14 protein-coding genes are annotated in these 17,463 nt (G+C 42.0%); 7 read left to right on the top strand and 7 right to left on the bottom strand.

The features are described 5' to 3' along the window. Positions 1–154 precede the first annotated feature (154 nt). From H6F42_RS19535 to hemF, 3 genes are all read left to right on the top strand, one after another. Positions 155–1,456, top strand: a complete 1,302-nt coding sequence (locus H6F42_RS19535) for a glutamyl-tRNA reductase (protein ID WP_190401059.1) — start codon at positions 155–157, stop codon at positions 1,454–1,456. A gap of 304 nt (positions 1,457–1,760) precedes the next feature. Then, positions 1,761–2,330, top strand: a complete 570-nt coding sequence (locus tag H6F42_RS19530; protein ID WP_190401058.1) for a hypothetical protein — start codon at positions 1,761–1,763, stop codon at positions 2,328–2,330. Between the two features lie 371 nt (positions 2,331–2,701). Next, positions 2,702–3,721, top strand: a complete 1,020-nt coding sequence (hemF, locus tag H6F42_RS19525; protein ID WP_190401057.1) for an oxygen-dependent coproporphyrinogen oxidase — start codon at positions 2,702–2,704, stop codon at positions 3,719–3,721. 66 nt (positions 3,722–3,787) lie between these two features. Here the strand turns inward: hemF and H6F42_RS19520 are convergent, their stop codons facing one another. Beyond that, entirely contained in the window at positions 3,788–5,167 is a 1,380-nt protein-coding gene (locus H6F42_RS19520; protein ID WP_190401056.1) for a hypothetical protein, read from the bottom strand. Positions 5,168–5,350: 183 nt separating this feature from the next. Here H6F42_RS19520 and H6F42_RS19515 point away from each other — a divergent pair, with 183 nt between their 5' ends. Further along, the gene (locus H6F42_RS19515; RefSeq protein WP_190401055.1) at positions 5,351–6,754 is read left to right on the top strand and encodes a DUF2079 domain-containing protein; all 1,404 of its coding nucleotides are present in this window, start codon (positions 5,351–5,353) and stop codon (positions 6,752–6,754) included. 60 nt (positions 6,755–6,814) lie between these two features. Here the strand turns inward: H6F42_RS19515 and H6F42_RS19510 are convergent, their stop codons facing one another. Continuing rightward, positions 6,815–7,546: a Uma2 family endonuclease gene (locus tag H6F42_RS19510; protein WP_190401054.1), complete on the bottom strand. Its 732-nt coding sequence runs from the start codon at positions 7,544–7,546 to the stop codon at positions 6,815–6,817. A gap of 196 nt (positions 7,547–7,742) precedes the next feature. Between H6F42_RS19510 and H6F42_RS19505 the strand changes: the two genes are divergently transcribed. The 3 genes from H6F42_RS19505 (at position 7,743) to H6F42_RS19495 (ending at position 10,125) form a co-directional block, all read left to right on the top strand. Then, the gene (locus H6F42_RS19505) at positions 7,743–8,444 is read left to right on the top strand and encodes an ATP-binding cassette domain-containing protein (protein ID WP_190401053.1); all 702 of its coding nucleotides are present in this window, start codon (positions 7,743–7,745) and stop codon (positions 8,442–8,444) included. A gap of 82 nt (positions 8,445–8,526) precedes the next feature. Beyond that, positions 8,527–9,627 carry an AI-2E family transporter gene (locus tag H6F42_RS19500; RefSeq protein ID WP_190401052.1) on the top strand — a complete coding sequence of 367 codons (1,101 nt, stop codon included), beginning with the start codon at positions 8,527–8,529 and terminating at the stop codon, positions 9,625–9,627. 177 nt (positions 9,628–9,804) lie between these two features. After that, the gene (locus tag H6F42_RS19495) at positions 9,805–10,125 is read left to right on the top strand and encodes a hypothetical protein (RefSeq protein ID WP_190401051.1); all 321 of its coding nucleotides are present in this window, start codon (positions 9,805–9,807) and stop codon (positions 10,123–10,125) included. An 85-nt stretch (positions 10,126–10,210) separates the two neighbouring features. Here the strand turns inward: H6F42_RS19495 and opcA are convergent, their stop codons facing one another. From opcA to H6F42_RS19470, 5 genes are all read right to left on the bottom strand, one after another. Then, positions 10,211–11,332 (bottom strand): glucose-6-phosphate dehydrogenase assembly protein OpcA, encoded by a 1,122-nt coding sequence (gene opcA, locus H6F42_RS19490; protein ID WP_190401050.1) that lies wholly within the window; start codon positions 11,330–11,332, stop codon positions 10,211–10,213. Between the two features lie 101 nt (positions 11,333–11,433). After that, positions 11,434–12,963 carry a glucose-6-phosphate dehydrogenase gene (gene zwf / locus H6F42_RS19485; protein ID WP_190401049.1) on the bottom strand — a complete coding sequence of 510 codons (1,530 nt, stop codon included), beginning with the start codon at positions 12,961–12,963 and terminating at the stop codon, positions 11,434–11,436. Positions 12,964–13,061: 98 nt separating this feature from the next. Next, positions 13,062–13,907, bottom strand: a complete 846-nt coding sequence (locus tag H6F42_RS19480; RefSeq protein WP_199289204.1) for an AAA family ATPase — start codon at positions 13,905–13,907, stop codon at positions 13,062–13,064. A 48-nt stretch (positions 13,908–13,955) separates the two neighbouring features. After that, positions 13,956–16,703, bottom strand: a complete 2,748-nt coding sequence (locus H6F42_RS19475; protein WP_190401048.1) for a DNA topoisomerase (ATP-hydrolyzing) — start codon at positions 16,701–16,703, stop codon at positions 13,956–13,958. Positions 16,704–17,010: 307 nt separating this feature from the next. Beyond that, the gene (locus tag H6F42_RS19470) at positions 17,011–17,463 is read right to left on the bottom strand and encodes a response regulator (protein ID WP_190401047.1); all 453 of its coding nucleotides are present in this window, start codon (positions 17,461–17,463) and stop codon (positions 17,011–17,013) included.

Below are 17,463 nucleotides of genomic sequence, written 5' to 3'. Positions count from 1 at the left end.
GAAACAAGCTGTAATATCACTAACATTAATTTAAAGTGATCGTATTACAGAACGTTAAGGAGTAATAAGTACCTACTACAGTGGTAGCGATCGCCTGATAAGCTCATTCAATAAGATAATAATTTCTAGTCCAAATAAGAAACGCATTTACGATATGAATATTGCAGTTGTTGGCTTGAGTCACAAAACGGCGACTGTGGAAGTACGAGAAAAGTTGAGTATTCCAGAGGATCGCATGGAAGCAGCGATCGCTCAACTGATGAGCTATCCGAGTATCGAAGAAGCTGCAATTTTAAGCACTTGTAACCGCTTAGAGTTGTATGTAGTCACCAACGAAGCCGAAGGTGGCATTCGCGAAATTATGCAGTTTCTTGCGGAATTTAGCCAACTACCTCTACAGTTCCTCCGTCGCTATCTGTTTATTCTGCTCCGTCAAGATGCCGTGACTCACCTGATGCGGGTTGCTTCAGGATTAGATAGTCTCGTGCTTGGTGAAGGACAAATTCTTGCCCAAGTCAAAAATACCCATCGTCTTGCCCAGCAACATAATGGCGCAGGTCGAATCCTCAACCAACTCTTTAAACAAGCTCTATCGGCTGGTAAACGAGTTCGCACGGAAACTGAAATTGGTACGGGTGCGGTGTCGATTAGTTCGGCAGCAGTAGAACTCGCTCAAATTAAACTGCAAAATTTATCAGATAAACATACCACCATCATTGGTGCGGGCAAGATGTCCCGCCTGTTGGTCAAGCATTTAATTTCTAAAGGCGCACAAAAGATTGCGATCGTGAATCGTTCTCGTGCGCGTGCTGAGACTATGCTCAAAGAATTTGAGTCTAGTGGCGCTCAGTTCGATATTCATTCTCTAGATCAGATGTTTGACTGTGTGGCAGTTTCGGACTTGGTATTTACTAGTACAGCTTCGACTGAGGTGATTATTAGTCGCAAAAATCTGGAAGCGATCGCCTCAAATCACAATGGCTTGACTCTCGTTGATATTTCTGTACCGCGCAATATCAGTTCTGATGTCAACGAGTTACCAAATACAAAAGCTTACAACGTTGATGATTTGCAAGCCGTAGTAGCTGAGAATCAAGAAAGCCGTCGCCAAATGGCAATGCAAGCGGAAGTTTTGCTAGAAGGTTGTGTGGCGGAATTTGATAGCTGGTGGCGATCGCTAGAGACTGTCCCCACTATTAGCAAACTCCGTCAAAAGATGGAAATCATCCGCGAGCAGGAAATGGAAAAAGCCCTATCCCGTCTCGGTAATGATTTTGCAGATAAGCATCAGGATGTAATCGAGAGCATGACTCGCGGCATCATCAATAAAATCCTCCATGATCCAATGGTGCAGCTTCGCGCACAGCAAGACATTGAGACGCGCCGCCGCGCCATGCAAATGTTGCAAGTTCTCTTTGACCTAGATTCACCTTCTAGCCAACTGAAAGAAGGTTAATAAAAAAGCCGCCTGTAGGCGGCTTTTTTATTGTTTAATTTCGATAAATTATCAGAAATCCCTTTCAGGATGTGTCCTGTCGCAATCAGATAATTGGGAAGCGATCAAGATGTAATAAGTAGGTAGACATAATTAAATATAAAATCCAAATAAGCTGATTCGTCCGCTTTGCGGACGAATCAGCTTATTTGGGTTCTTGGTTTTATTAAGCCGAGGTACTTACCCAAAACAAAAAATTTTGCGAAGACCGACGGGGATCTTTATCTGAGATACTGAGCCGAGATATAGATTGATTATATTCACTATGATTCCTAGGTTTGATTCTTACACGCTGTTTTATCCTCAAAATCAGGCGTTTATTCGTGGAGAGTCCCCTTTGCCAGAAGGCTTAATGATTGTGGATGGTATTTACAGAGCCTTTCAAATGCCGATTCTATTTGTGATTGGAATAATCTTCATTCCATTTGCCCTAGCTCAGGGGTTAATTCAACTAGCAAAAGTAGTGAACATCAGGAACTTGCCGCAGGTTGCCATGTTGATCCAATTTGCTGGATTCGGAGTGAGTGGTTTAGCAGTACTAAATTTACTTTCAATTTTCTCTAATCCTGTCCTGTTCAAATGGATGGAAAGGCTATGGGCGAAACATAGAGCCTCTAAGATCATTCAAAATGGTGGTGAGGTGATTGATGGTTGGGTTTTTAGTGTTAAAGAAGACTCTGATAAGGATTGGTGTATTGAGTTTAAGACATCTCAAGAGTCAACAGCCAATTTATACAGTATTAAAATACCTTACTTGCCTGATCACCTATCTCATTTAGAGAATGGATCGGCTCTAAAGTTTTTAAGAAATAATAACTGTCTATTTATGTTGTAATTTACCCTGTGCAAATGCCAAGCAATTATCAGAGATTCCTTTCATTGCTATACAATTTGACAAATAAAATTGGCTCCAGAAATATTGTGAGGATACAACCCCAGAAGCGAGTTGCGGCGCGAAGCGCCGCAACTCGTATTCTGCTTTTGATTTGTCCTAATGCAAGTGACCACAGCTATATGTACAAAAAGTTGCTACACAATGCTTTACATTTCACCGAGATATTACAGATAAATGTAAAGTAATTAACGAGTGATACAAAAACACTTTCATGAGTTTTGCTCAAAGCGCCTATATCGTGTCTTGGGCATGGCTTACAAAAATTTATAAAAGACTAAGTCCAACCTCTGAAAAAATCCTACGAAACGATTATGACCATCGCTCCTATTGCACCGAAGGTATCCCCAAAAGTTCCGACAGATTCTAAAGCTCGCGTAAGTCAATTTATGCAAAGCTTACAAGATAGTATTTGCCAAGGCTTAGAAGAGCTAGACGGCAAAACAAAGTTTAAACAAGATCAGTGGGAGCGTCCTGAAGGCGGCGGTGGGCGTTCTCGTGTAATTACCGATGGCGATTACTTTGAGAAAGGTGGCGTTAATTTTTCGGAAGTATCTGGCACCCAATTACCCCCAGCCATTCTGCGCCAACACCCTGAAGCATCAGGGCATAATTTTTATGCCACGGGTACATCAATGGTGCTGCATCCCCATAATCCTTATGCACCAACCGTTCATCTTAACTATCGCTATTTTGAAGCGGGCCCCATTTGGTGGTTTGGCGGTGGACTCGATCTCACGCCATACTATGGCTTTGCCGAAGATGCTCATCATCTGCACACTACTCTGAAGGATGCTTGCGATCGCCATAATCCTCATTACTACCCTGTCTTTAAGCAATGGTGTGATGATTACTTCTATCTCAAGCACCGTGGCGAAACCCGTGGCGTAGGCGGTATTTTCTTTGACTACCAAAATGGTGAGGATGGACTTTACAAAAATAGTAATGATTCCACCACGGCTCAAGTGATGAGTGATGAGATCGGCGATGTGCCTCGGACTTGGGAAGAAATTTTTGCTTTTATTAAGACCTGCGGTAATTCCTTTCTGCCAGCTTATACACCGATCGCTAACCGTCGCCGCAATATGGAATATGGCGATCGTGAAAAGCAATGGCAACTCTATCGTCGTGGACGCTATGTAGAATTCAATCTAGTCTATGATCGCGGTACGATCTTTGGACTCCAAACCAATGGACGCACTGAGTCAATCCTCATGTCATTACCTCCTCTCGTGCGTTGGGATTACGACTACAAGCCCGAACCAAATACTCCCGAAGCAGAACTTCATGAAACATTCTTAAAGCCTCAAGACTGGGCTAACTGGAAGTTCTAAAGGCGATCCTCATCCATCAAGAAAAAAGAGATTTGCTATGCAAATCTCTTTTTTCTTGGGATTATATTAACCAAGCCATAAATTTCGACCATAACGAACCCATTGCTCAATTAAAGCGATAGATTCAATGAGAACAAACAATTTTAAAATATTAATAATATTTTGATGTTTCACATTCTGTAAGATGTAGCCTAAAAACACAAAAAAGAATGGCAAACTGAATGTAAATCGAGCAAGGCTATAGATTTTATCAACAGTAAACAAATTGATGAAGATGTGACTCAAAACAAAGCTCAAACAAAACCAAAAAGTATAGCTACTAAATAGTTTTTTTGTTTTATGGGAATTGGATAAATTAATAGTAATTATGCTCTTTTTATCTCTTCCTTTAATTAAAAATACAAATATATAAATAGCGATGAGAATAGAAGGATAGAGACTTATTAATCCCCAGAACAATGGAAATTGAGGAATGAATACTTCCATATCACTTGAATTTATAAAGCTATATAAACAAATAATTATCCCAAACAGAAATATGACGGGGAAGTATAGGGATATTTGTTCAAATAATGGATACTCCAATGATAAAAATATTTGTGGATAAAATCCTAACGTTTTTCCCCATAGCTTTTGATCGTTAAAAGGCGCAAAGAAATCTCCTCTTGATTGGAAGCATAAATATCCATAAATGCTATAGCCTATAATTGTGGCAGTAATAATCATTAGCGATAGTATTATCAAATGACGATATTTATATTTATAATTCTCAAATAATTCTTGCCAATCTAATTTACTTTTAGCCTTTTCAATAAAGACAATTATTATAAGAGTAGTACAAGATGAAAAAATCAACTGTAGAGATACAGGGCGAGTTAATGACATCACTAAAACAATTAGGAAAGCACTAATATAAATAATACTTTTATTTATTTTTTCACTAATTATTATTGATAATAAAATGAGGCTAAGAAGTGCAAATATTCCTTCTGTATAGCCAATCACTCTAAAAATAGCCATTGGGCTAATAGTATAAATAAAGGTCAGTAAGTAGGCGATCGCTTTACTTTTTGAAATTCTTTCAAGCAGATTAAAATATATGGGAATACTTATTGTGAAACTTATACAAGAAATAATTTTTAGTCCTATAACTGCCTGTTCAAATGTTTGTGGATGAAATAAAAATCTTGCTATCCATGAAAACATAGGATAAAAAGCTTGACATTGATCTAATATAGCCATATTTGCATAGGCACTTACATCATAGTAATAGCCTGCTTTATCTACTATATTCTGATTGTTTTCTACTGCTTGTAGGGAAATCGCTGAAAAGAATTTATGGAAAGTATTGGGATCAATTAAAGAGGCTATTAAAAAGCAAAATCCAAATAACAATATACTAAATAAAGTTGCGGTAATATATCGGGGCAGTCTAATAGCTTGCATGATTATTCCTTGTTATCAAAAGCCAAAGTAATTTTTCTTTATTTATAGCAATCCTAAAAGTCAGGAGAAAGAGAAGTTTATAACAAGTGACTTAAGCTCCTTGTCTGTTTCACAAATGAAATAGGATTGCTATATTTAGAAATATCTCTTTGTTTATAAAAATATTTTAAAATAATAAATCCGATGAGAAAGATTACCTTTTCAAAAATTAATTCCATTATTATACTGGTGGTAACTAGTACATTAGTTTTATTCTTTTTTAGTAGTATTCGCCATGCTCTATTTCAATCTGGAGCATTAGATTTGGGGTTTTTTGATCAAGGAATATATTTAATCAGCCAAGGTTTATATCCTAGATCCACCATCATTGATATACACATGCTGGGTGATCACGCAGCACTCATATTGTACCCCTTAAGCCTATTTTATAAAATTTATCCAGATATTCATTGGCTATTTTTGATACAGGCGATCGCTATTTCGATCAGTATATTTCCCATAGTAAATTTATCTCAAAAATGGAGCTTATCTAATAAAAATCTCAACTTGATATTAGCAATATATCTACTGTCACCAATATTATTTAATGCTAATTCTACCTATGATTTTCATCCTGATATATTTGCTTTGCCGTGTTTGTTATGGGCGATTGTATGGTCACAGGAAAATAAACTCGGACTTTTCAGTTTATCCATAATAGGATTACTTATTAGTAAAGCCGTTTTTTCATTAATAGCAATTGCATTAGGAATATGGCTAATTTTCTGTAATCAAAGAAAAAAAATTGGTTTAGTTACTATATTTCTAGGTATATTTTGGTTTCTTATAGCAACTCAAGTTATTATGCCTACTTTTGGGGCTAGTACAGAGAGATTTGCTTTGCGATATAGCTATTTAGGAGAATCCTATTCAAGTATATTAGGCAATCTTTTCTGGAAACCTAATTTAATTTTATCGAAATTGTTTTCAGTTGATAGTTTAGTTTACTTACTTTTACTATTTGCGCCTTATATTTGGTGCATAAGATATAAAAACTTAAACTATCTAATAATAGTTCTTCCAACTATTATTATGAATATTTTGTCCAATGATCCTCAACAAAGATATCTATCAAATCATTATCCTTTACCAGTATTGCCAGTTTTAATCTTAATGGTAATTTCAGAAATTAATGATTTTACAGATCAAAAAAAATGGAGATATAGATTTATTGTCTTTTGGACAGTTTTAGCCTTTGTGGCGATGTCTCGTTTGAATTTATTTGCGGGAGAATATTTGCAATCGCTGGATACTTGGCAAGCAAATCAGGAGGCGATCGCGCTAGTAAAAAATACAAAGGGTAGTATTTTAACAACCCATGAAATTGCACCTCATGTTACCCACCGATCGCAGGTTAGGCTAGCTTTCTCAAACTCCAGCTATCAGCTTGCAGACTTTGATTATATTCTTTTAAATACTCGACATTCTGGCTATCAAAGCGATCGCGAATATACTCTAAGTTTAGTTGAACAAGCAAAGCAAATATCGAGTTTTAAACTTGAGTATCAAAAAGATGATGTTTATTTATTTGCAAAAAAGAATTTGTGACTTTTATATCAATAACAAAGCTAAAAATAAAGTCGCGTCGCGACTTTATTTTTAGCTTTGTTATTGATCGGGATCAATGCCTTGCGATCGCAAAATTGCCTCCAATCGTTCAGCCCTTTGCATAACCTGTTCTTTAGCTATGCGTTCTTGTTCCTCTGGTAGTGGCACGATCGCACCATCAGGAGTGAAATAGCGCAGTTGATTCTCATGAATGCCGAGATATATTCCTAGTTGCTCAATCCATAGGTATCCTTGAGCATTAGGAATCAAAGCTTCATATTTACCATCAACTAGATGAAATCCTGCAAATTCTAAAGTTTCAGGATGAAACCAAAAGTAATTAGGAACGCGCCAGACATCTTGATAAAGTTGTTTTTTTGCACCACGATCTACTTTCGCCGTCGAATTAGATAGCAATTCAATGACCACATTGGGATACTTTCCGTCTTCATCCCAAACCACCCAACTACGACGATCGCGTTTTTCCGTCCCCAGTACAACAAAGATATCTGGTCCCGCGAAGTCCCTTGATTTGAGTTGTTTTTGATTGTAATAAACGGTCAGATTGCCAGAGATATAGAAATCATAGCGATCGCGCCAAAAATATTTTAAGAGGCGAATTAAGAGATCAATTTGTTCGCGGTGAAAATCTGTTTCCAATTGTGGCTCATCACTATATAGATTTGTGGGCGGTATCTTAATCTCGTCAATTAAATCTTCATCTAGATCTTCAGTAACTTCACTGACTAGATTCTCGCTAACCGATGGTGGGTTGACATTTAGAAGAACCATTACACTGCTCCAAAGCAATATTGTATTAAACCTAAAACCAGAGATTGTTCCGCCCGCTATGCGGGCGGAACAATCTTCTTGGTTTTTAGTTTACTTATGTCTAGCTACTTAGTATAACTGTCGTCAACGTGATAAAAGATAACGGCATGTGCCGCCTATACTTACCTAAGACTAAAAACTTGGGAGAAGAGGATCGGTGTTAGAAATTAACAACCTTAGTGTTAACTATGGCGGGATTCAGGCTTTGCAGAATGTTAGCCTGAGCGTTAATGAGGGTGAAGTAGTTACTTTGATTGGGGCAAATGGAGCAGGTAAAACCACCACTTTACGGACGATCTCGCGCCTAGTCTCGCCCCGATCGGGAGAGATCATTTATAACGGTAGAAATATTACCAACTTACGACCCGATCAAATAGTGCAGGTGGGTATCGCCCATAGTCCCGAGGGACGTAGAGTTTTAGCGCGGCAAACGGTCTTAGATAATTTAGAATTAGGTGCTTTTTTGCGGAGTGATCGCTGGGGCATTAAAGCCGATATTGAAAAACAGTTTCAGATTTTTCCGCGACTTGGTGAGCGACGTAACCAACTTGCAGGAACCTTAAGCGGAGGAGAGCAACAAATGCTGGCGATCGCCCGTGCTGTGATGAGCCGCCCCAAGTTGCTCTTACTAGATGAGCCTAGTTTGGGGCTAGCTCCTCAGATTGTCCGCGAAATTTTTAAAACAATTGTGGAGCTAAATAAATCGGGTGTAACGATTTTATTAGTGGAACAAAATGCGAATTTAGCTTTGCAAAATGCCAATCGTGGCTATGTGATGGAATCGGGAATGATTACGATTGAGGGGCAAGCATCGGATTTATTAATTGACGAAAGGGTACGTCAAGCTTATTTAGGCTAGAAACTTTTTCAGATTTTGTGTTTTATCCAACACTTTTAACGCACAATTTTAAGTAGATACCTAGCGCACCATATTGTTTCGTATGATTGAGACTCTCAACAAGCTGCCTCGTTGGTTTTCGCTCGGCTTAACTTTTCCGTTAATTTTCCTTAACGGCTGGTTATTGCTATTGCTATGTCGAGAATTGCAACCATTAGTCAGCATTCTCATTACAGCGACAGTTATTTCCTTTTTGCTAGATTATCCCATCCGCTTTCTAACAAAATTGAAATTTAAGCGAGGCGTTGCCGCTGGATTGGTGATTCTCATCTTTTTCATGCTACTTGGCACTCTTGCTATTTTTCTTGTACCGTTAATTTTGGCTCAGGCTAATGAATTATTGGTGCGGTTGCCTGATTGGATTAAGTCGGGACAGCAACAATTACAAACTCTTGAGACTTGGGCGATCGCTCAGCAACTGCCCATCGATATCAGTAGCACCTTTAATCAACTCATTGAGAAATTAACAGGAGTCCTGCGATCGATAACCAGTCAACTTTTTAGCATTGTCTTTGGTGCGATCGGTAGTATTGTTAATATCTTTTTAACCTTAATATTTTCGATTTTCCTCGTTTTGCGTGGTGAATATCTCTGGAATGGTTTGCTAAGTTGGTTACCTCCTAAATGGAACGAGCAGGTTCGTAATTTGCTACCGCGCAATTTTGAACGCTTTATTGTTGGACAGGTTACTCTTGCAACGATTCTCGGTGTATCCCAAACCACTGCCATGTTAATTTTAGGTGTGCCACTGGCGCAACTTTTTGGCTTTGGCATTGGTATTGCGAGTTTGATTCCCCTTGGCGGCTCTAGCACGATTATTACCGTTAGCCTCTTAATTGCCTTACAAAATTTTTGGCTAGGGGTGAAGGTCTTATTAGTTGCCGTGGGGATCATTCAAGTTGTGGAGAATGTACTGGGCCCTCGCATCGTTGGTGAACTCACGGGCTTAAATCCTGTCTGGATGTTGATATCGCTTGATATTGGCTTTAAGCTAAATGGAGTTTTAGGGCTACTAGTGGCGGTTCCGATCGCTGGTTTTATCAAAGGCACTTTCGACACAATTCGCGGTGTGAATGTTACGCCAGCGTCCAAAGAGCCAATTGCGATCATTGCCGAAGATCATCAAGAAATCTCCATTAAATAAAAACCAACAAATAAGTGGCGGTGCTTCGCACCGCCACTTATTTGTTGGTTTTTGATAAGTTTTCCTAACTTCTGCCCCATTTAGAGAACATCCTGTTAATCTAGTCAAAACAAACATGAGTGGCTCTTTTCGCTGCTCATGTTTCTTGTTTTAGAGATTCAGCGGTAATTTGTGTATATGAAGCGTTTTCGGGATGAATGGATCGATGAATGGTGTCGGGAAAATGGTTGGACTGACCTATTTGTTGAGCGTTGCTGTAATTATTGGGCTTTTCCCCCTAGCTCGGTGATGCCATTGCCTATACCTAACGATACGCTTCGGGCGATTAAGGCTGCTAAGGGCATGAGCGATGACGAAAAGTTTTGGACTTTAGCGGCGATCGCTATTTCTTGCTTAGCCTCCATATTTAGCTTCATCTTGAAAAACCCTCTACCGATTACCTGTGCATTTGGCTGTGTCGCCTTTATTGTCGGACAGCTAGAAATCGAAGAATTTTAATCATAAATAATTAAGGACTGCACTGCGTGCAGTCCTTAATCTGTAGCAAAAAAGAAGGCTCGCATTAGCGAGCCTTCTTTTTTTGTTACAGAGCAATTATTTTGGTCGCAAGGGCGAGGCTTTCTTCGTATAAAACATCGCGTCCCCAATGCTGTAGCTGTTGACCAAGCAAGGTATCCGCACTCTGATCGGATAGGGGTGATACTTGATGCACGCGATAGTTTTGAGCGCCACCGCCTGCTTCCATCCGCATACAACCCGTAGACTCGGAGCAGAATACATTGCAAGCATCAGTATTTTGATTAGAGGCTATTAAACGTAAGCCAATCAAATCTCCGATCACTTCACCAGCGTCACCCACAGGGATCTCCGCTAATTCCGCCTTGATTATTAGCTTATCGCGACCTTCAAAGGTGATGTGCTGGATATTGTAGTCACCACCTTCTAAATTTCGTTCTAAGGGCGTCCATTCCAATCGACTAGCAATCCATCCTAAAAACATTAGGGCTTGGGTACTATTGCCGCGTTCGTAGTCAATGGTGATCCCATCAATTTCCCAGACGGCAGCGCGACGATCGGGTTGGTCAAAGGCTTGAGCCGTAAGTTCTTGCCAAGGTGCGAGGCGTTGCCAATTTAAGTCCGCAATTTGCACACTGGAATCAATCATGCCTTGAACTTTGAGCAGATCTACTTCTGATTCGGTAAAGCTGGCGGAATCGACAATCAAGCGATCGCTCAGATTCACCATCTTTTCAAACATCCTTGTATTGGGTGCAGGACTTTCCTTCCACCACAAAAACACTGGCAAATCGGGGATCAATAGTTCGGGTAGAATACTATGCACCCGCTCGAAGGCGGCTTTTGCGCCTGACAGGGTAATGTATTCGCCGCAAATTAGCGAACTACGGGATTTTTGGATGGGACAGTAGGCGGCTACCTGTGCCGATATGCCTTGATCTTCTTCGTCAAGGGCGACGAGGTCAATTACGCGGCAGGGACTTTGAGAGGCGATCGCATCTACTGAAGCCATCCGTGAGGCTGCCCCCATCGTTTCTGGTTCATAGACCAACAGATTGAAGGTAGTAGCTCTTGCGGCGGAGTTTTCTCCATAGGATTGCCAGATTTTACTTAGCTCTGCTTCGACTTGAGATACCGAGACATCTTTGGGAGCTTGCAAAGATACTACGGAACTTGTTTGTTTACTCATAGATTTCTAAAAACATCACTAATGGATAAAAACGCTTAGGGCTTCGGAACCGATTTTTGATGGTGCGGCGAAGCCACATCATCAAAAATCTTTATGGTCCCTTATAACCGTCGCCACTGCCGCCCATCTTGTTCGATTAACTGCTCAGCTTCTGAAGGTCCCCATGTGCCTGCTTCATACTGAGGGACAACGATGGGATCATTGGGCATTTCCCACGCTGTGAGGGCGGGGGTCACCACTTTCCAAGCAGCTTCCACTTCATCGCCGCGTGTAAAGAGCGTTTGATCCCCTAACATGCAGTCTAGTAATAGGCGATCGTAGGCATCGGAACCTTCGATCCCGAAGGTCTTACCATAGCCAAAGTCCATCTCCACAGAGCGCGATCGCAGATCAGCCCCCGGCATTTTCGCCTCAAATCTCAACGCAATCCCCTCGTTAGGTTGAATTCGCAAAGTCAAGACATTGGGAGATACCTGTTTTGCCGCAGACTGAAATAGCAAGTAAGGCACATCTCGAAATTGAATTGCAATTTCGCTAACTTTCTTAGGCATCCGTTTACCCGTCCGCAAATAGAAGGGAACGCCTTGCCAACGCCAGTTATTCACCTCAAACTTCATCGCCACATAGGTTGGCACAAGGGACGCAGGATTAACATTTGGTTCGAGGCGATAGCCTTCTACGGGCTTACCTTTCATCCATCCTGCACTATATTGCGCCCGTACACAGGAGCGGTTGAGTTTACGGGTATCCGCCAAACTGGTTGCTTGGATTACCTTCACCTTTTCATTTCTCAAGGAGTCCGCGTCCATCGAGTTTGGTGGCTCCATCGCAGTGAGACAAAATAGCTGCATTAAATGGTTTTGCAGCATATCCCTAAGTGCGCCCGAATTTTCGTAATAACCCGCACGGTCTTCTACCCCAACGGTTTCAGCGACGGTGATTTGGACATGGTCAATAAATTGACGGTTCCATAAAGGCTCAAAAATTGCATTAGCAAAGCGCAATACTAAAAGGTTCTGAACTGTCTCTTTGCCTAAATAGTGGTCAATGCGATAAATTTGCTTTTCGTCACAAGCTTTTTGAACTACACGGTTGAGGTCTTGACAAGAGGATAAGTCGCGACCGAAGGGTTTTTCAATGACCAATCGAGTTTTTTGAGGATTTTTGATCATCCCCGCTTGTCCTAGTTTCTCGATCGCATCGGTAAAGTAGTTAGGCGAAACGGCTAAATAAAAGACTCGATTACCCCGAGTACCTCTTTCTTTATCTAGCTGTCCTAAAAATTCATCAAGTTTGTGATAGTCCTCCAAATTTGACATATCCAGAGATTGATAATACAAGCCTTCAGAAAAGTCTTGCCAAATTGCCTCTGCTCCCACACCTACGGAAAATTTCTCCACACCTTCGCGCATCTGCTCACGGAAATAATCGTGGCTCCAAGGTCGTCGCGCCACACCAACTATGGTTAGTTCTGGTGGCAGACGACGCTGCTTTTTAAGCTGGTAGATGGCGGGGACTAACTTGCGAATAGTTAAGTCGCCCGACGCGCCAAAGATCACGAGGATCAATGGTTCAGGTGTTCTTTCTTGTTGTAAACCAACCCTTAAGGGATTTTCGAGTATTTGTACCACAGGCTCGGCTATTGAACGCTAGGTAGATTTTAGCGAATGCATTCCAGTTTCCTGAAATATCGCCTGTTTTACTTTAGGATCACAACTTACTCACAGCTTTAAAAATCGCCATAGTCAACCTGCAAACAGGTTAAGCCCAGATCACGCCAGACTCTAACCACCTGATCGCGATCGTCTAGGACAAAAGCAACATTGTATTTATCGAGAATAAATTCATCGTAAAGCTCTTTTTTGACAATACTATCTTTGCGCTGATCGCCCGATTTTCGCATATATAAACCATCAAAGGAAATCTGGTGCTTTGCTAGCCATGCTAAAGTCTGAGGCTTGTATTTATCCTCTCTTCCCGAGACAAAGATCACCATCTTCCCTGAAGTTTCTAATATCGATCGCACTGGCTCATTAACCAAATCTTGCTCACATTTGGCGGCATCGTAGGGGCTGCGATCGCCAATTAGCGCGATCGTGCCATCTAGATCGCAGAGAATTACGTCGGGCAGATCAGGATTATGGGCAGGTTTGGCGGCTCTGGGTGGGGCGATAAATTGGTTATACATATCACGAATTACCTTTTCACCAACGGAGTTAAAGCGCTTCAAATCTCGCTCAATGCAAGTTTCGAGAGGCACATGGCGAAAATCTACTATTTCTAATCCTGCTAAGCCTTTGATGAGTTCTCTAATTCTGGCTTCATGCTTGGGGGATAGGTGCGTATTATCAACAATGACATGTTTTCCATTCTCTAGAGCCGCTTTGATAATTTGGTCTTGCATATCCAGAACAAACTTCTCATTTCCCTTGGAGTGATAGGAATTGTCTAACATGGCGCGAAGTTCGTCTTTATTAACGCGCTTGATGCTATTGGGCGCTTTATCGACTTTGTTTTTTGCCCATGTGGACTTGCCAGAGGCTGGTAGACCGATGGTGAAATAGACTGTTAGCATGGTTTTACAGGAATTATAAAAGCAGAGCAAAGCTCTGCTTTTATAATTTTAAGTCGTAACAGGAGTAGCTACGCGAATAACTTTTTCCGATCGCACCAGATCGCTTTCTCCAGCAAAGATGGAGCGTCCTTGACTGTTAGGCGATTCTAGGGGAATTGCACCTAGAGGCATTTGCACAGTTCTCAAGCCGATGTCATTTTCTTGACCGATCAAGAAAGTAACGGGTAGATCGGGACGGGGATTGGCGATCGCCACCATGCTCACTAGGCGATCGGTGCGCGACTGGAATTTAAAGCTTTGAGCGCCAATGGCTCCCCGCATCGCCGCTTTGATATTCGCCGCCCCTATCCGTTTGGCGAATCCTTCGGCAGTGATTAAGACTAGTTCAGAATTCGGATAATTCGCCAAATCGAGGACTGACACACCAATTTGGGATTCGGAACTGCCTAAGCGGAGCGCAATATTACCTGCGGCGGCGCGTCCAATCGTAGGAATTTGAGTTTCATCGGCTTTGAAACGGAGAATCCGACCTGCGGAAGTGGCGATCGCCAGTTCTTGGTCAACGCTCACCACATCCGCCCAGAAGAGAGAATCATCTTCTTTAAATTTGGCGGCGATTAACCCCCTTGCGGTCATATCCGCAAATTCGGCAAGGGGCGATCGCTTGATTTTGCCTTGACTGGATAGTAAAACTAATCCTTCCGTTGATTCAGGATTCTTTTCCCAAACAAATTGCGAAACGATTTGCGAAACGGCATTTTCGGTGCTGTCAGGCAAAAGAGTAATCAAGGGTGTGCCGCGTCCTTTGCCTTTGACAAGGGGAATATTTACTAGGGCTAGAGGGAGGGCTTTACCAGCGCTGGTGAGTACTACCATCTCGCGATCGCTGCGGGTATTGTAGGAAGCGATCGTCACATCTTCACCGAGATCCACCGATTGCGAGATTTTGGCACTACTCTCAAAGCTCTTGATATAGCCCTTATGGGTAAGTTGCACCGTAATATCCTGTGGTTCGGCAACGGGAATGTTTAGCTCCGTAGTTAAAGATAGAAGTGGAATTTCTACGGGTTGAGAGGTTTTAGGAGAAGTACGAGATTTTTTCTCTGGACTTTTTTCCTTAACGGTGGCAACTTCTACCGTGGGGGGAATCGAGGTTTCCTGAGCAGTTTTCGGGACTGCGCGATCGCCTTTACTACTCTTAGCTTTTGTCGGTTCGGGAGAACTCGCAGCAACTTCTACGGGCTTTTGTTGATTTTGATAATTCTCTAATAACTGCCATGCCAGACGAGTACGCCTTGGATCGCTGTGGTGTTTTTTGTGATCGCGCAATTCCTTCTTCAGAAATTTCATTAACTCGCGGCGATCGCTTAGCAATCTCTCTAATCTCGCCACCTGTTGCTGCAACCCATCCAAATCCTCACGAATCTTTTGTTGCTCAATGGCGGTGATACGGCGCAAAGGCATCGAGAGAATCGCTTCCGCTTGAGTTTCCGAAAGGGCAAACTCGGTCTGCAAATCCGTCTTAGCAAGGGCGCTATTATTGGCAAATCGCAAAATTCTAATCAGGCGATCAATATCTTGAAGGACGATGACTAATCCTTCCAATAGATGCGATTTTTCCTGTGCTTTTTTTAATTCATAGCGGAAGCGTTTCGATAGGGTTTCTTCACGAAATTCGAGAAACTCTTGCAGCAATTCGCGCAAAGTCATTTGCTTGGGTTGAGAACCCTTGAGCGCAAGGAGAATTACCCCAAAGTTTGATTGCAAAGCGGTTTGGCGATATAGCTGATCAATCACCGCTTCAGGGGAAATATCTTTTTTTAATTCAATAACTACCCGCATTCCCGTGCGATCGCTTTCATCCCGAATATCGGAAATACCGTCAATTTTGTTATTGTTCACCAGTTCGGCAATTTTCTCGATCCATGCCGATTTATTTACCTGATAGGGTAACTCGGTAACGATGATTGCTTGCTTTTGGCGCTTGCCAGTGCCTTTGCCGCCCATCTGCTCGACGGAGGCAACACCGCGCATGGTCACACTACCTTTGCCCGTCAGATAGGCTTCGCGCACCCCCTCCTCGTTCATGATGATCCCACCTGTGGGGAAGTCGGGCGCAGGAATTATGCTGAGCAACTGCTCATCGGACAGATGGGGATTATCGATCAAGGCGATCGCGCCATCTACTACTTCACTTAAATTGTGAGGCGGAATATTTGTTGCCATCCCCACGGCGATACCCGTCGCCCCATTGAGCAATAGCATCGGCAATTGAGCAGGCAGTACCGCAGGCTCCTGTTCTGAGCCATCAAAGTTATCGACAAAATCAACGACTTCTTCCTCGATTTCCCCCAGCAAAGCCTCGTTGCCGATCGCTGCCAAACGACATTCGGTATAACGCATCGCCGCCGCAGGGTCATTATCCACCGAGCCGAAGTTGCCATGCCCTGCCAGCAAGGGATAACGGCTCGAAAAATCCTGCACTAAGCGCACAAGGGCATCGTAAACCGATTGATCGCCGTGGGGGTGATATTTACCTAACACATCCCCAACGACGCGGGCGCATTTCCGAAAGGGGCGATCGGGGACTAGCCCAAGCTCATGCATTGCGTAGATAATGCGCCGATGCACAGGTTTGAGACCGTCACGGGCATCAGGCAAAGCCCGACCGACAATGACGCTCATGGCGTATTCTAGATACGATCGCTGCATTTCGGTATGCAGTGAAGTCGGTATGATGTTTCCCCCATTAGACTCCGACCAAAAATCTAGCTGTTGCTGCCCTTGCTTTGCCATAAAATCTACGAACGCTGTACATGAAAATCACGATAACAAAAACAATGTAACAGCAAAATCAAGTCGTGTAGTGTCTTTGGCTCCGATGCGTAAGGATTTTTCCTGCGATCGCCGCTCAATTGACTGCTGAAGCGATCGTTTCTTCTAAGTAGCGGGTTGCAATTAAATATAAAATTTTAAAAGCTGTGATGTACATACAGCAAGCATCACAGCTTTTGACTCTGGTTTTTATGAAATTTTCATCGTAACACCAATTAATTTTTTGAAGTTCTGCTTGCAGAACTTTAAAAAATTAATTGGTTGGGCTTTAAAACGGTGTTTTATTGATCACGACCCAATAAAATCCTAGTCGCTCAATGGATTGATTGAATTGCTCAAAATCAACGGGTTTAACAATATAACTATTGACACCTAGTTTATAGCTCTCAATGACATCGCTATCTTGTGCCGAAGAAGTCAAAACCACAATAGGAATTGATTGCGTACTTTGATCGGACTTAAGGTGTTTTAATACATCTAAACCACTAATTTTAGGTAACTTTAAATCCAACAAAATCAACTTGGGGAAGTCTGTAAATTCCCGATGCGTATAATCACCACGACAGTAAATAAAATCGAGAGCTTCAGCACCATCTTTTAATACTTGAATGGGGTTACTAATCCGACCACGACGTAAAGCTCGAATTGCTAATTCGGCATCGGCAGGATTGTCCTCTACTAACAAAATAAAGACGGATTGGCTTAGAAATTGATCTGTCAT

Source organism: Pseudanabaena sp. FACHB-1998, from assembly GCF_014696355.1.
Classification (GTDB): Bacteria; Cyanobacteriota; Cyanobacteriia; order Pseudanabaenales; family Pseudanabaenaceae; genus Pseudanabaena.
This window is presented reverse-complemented; position numbering and strand designations above follow the sequence as displayed.

Excerpts from the sequence above, each read along its gene's own strand:
- H6F42_RS19510 (WP_190401054.1), bottom strand. The coding sequence starts at position 7,546 with ATGGTTCTTCTAAATGTCAACCCACCATCGGTTAGCGAGAATCTAGTC.
- H6F42_RS19535 (WP_190401059.1), top strand. The coding sequence starts at position 155 with ATGAATATTGCAGTTGTTGGCTTGAGTCACAAAACGGCGACTGTGGAA.
- H6F42_RS19530 (WP_190401058.1), top strand. The coding sequence starts at position 1,761 with ATGATTCCTAGGTTTGATTCTTACACGCTGTTTTATCCTCAAAATCAG.
- opcA (WP_190401050.1), bottom strand. The coding sequence starts at position 11,332 with ATGAGTAAACAAACAAGTTCCGTAGTATCTTTGCAAGCTCCCAAAGAT.
- H6F42_RS19515 (WP_190401055.1), top strand. The coding sequence starts at position 5,351 with ATGAGAAAGATTACCTTTTCAAAAATTAATTCCATTATTATACTGGTG.
- H6F42_RS19500 (WP_190401052.1), top strand. The coding sequence starts at position 8,527 with ATGATTGAGACTCTCAACAAGCTGCCTCGTTGGTTTTCGCTCGGCTTA.
- H6F42_RS19520 (WP_190401056.1), bottom strand. The coding sequence starts at position 5,167 with ATGCAAGCTATTAGACTGCCCCGATATATTACCGCAACTTTATTTAGT.
- H6F42_RS19475 (WP_190401048.1), bottom strand. The coding sequence starts at position 16,703 with ATGGCAAAGCAAGGGCAGCAACAGCTAGATTTTTGGTCGGAGTCTAAT.
- H6F42_RS19470 (WP_190401047.1), bottom strand. The coding sequence starts at position 17,463 with ATGACAGATCAATTTCTAAGCCAATCCGTCTTTATTTTGTTAGTAGAG.
- H6F42_RS19480 (WP_199289204.1), bottom strand. The coding sequence starts at position 13,907 with ATGCTAACAGTCTATTTCACCATCGGTCTACCAGCCTCTGGCAAGTCC.
- H6F42_RS19495 (WP_190401051.1), top strand. The coding sequence starts at position 9,805 with ATGAAGCGTTTTCGGGATGAATGGATCGATGAATGGTGTCGGGAAAAT.
- hemF (WP_190401057.1), top strand. The coding sequence starts at position 2,702 with ATGACCATCGCTCCTATTGCACCGAAGGTATCCCCAAAAGTTCCGACA.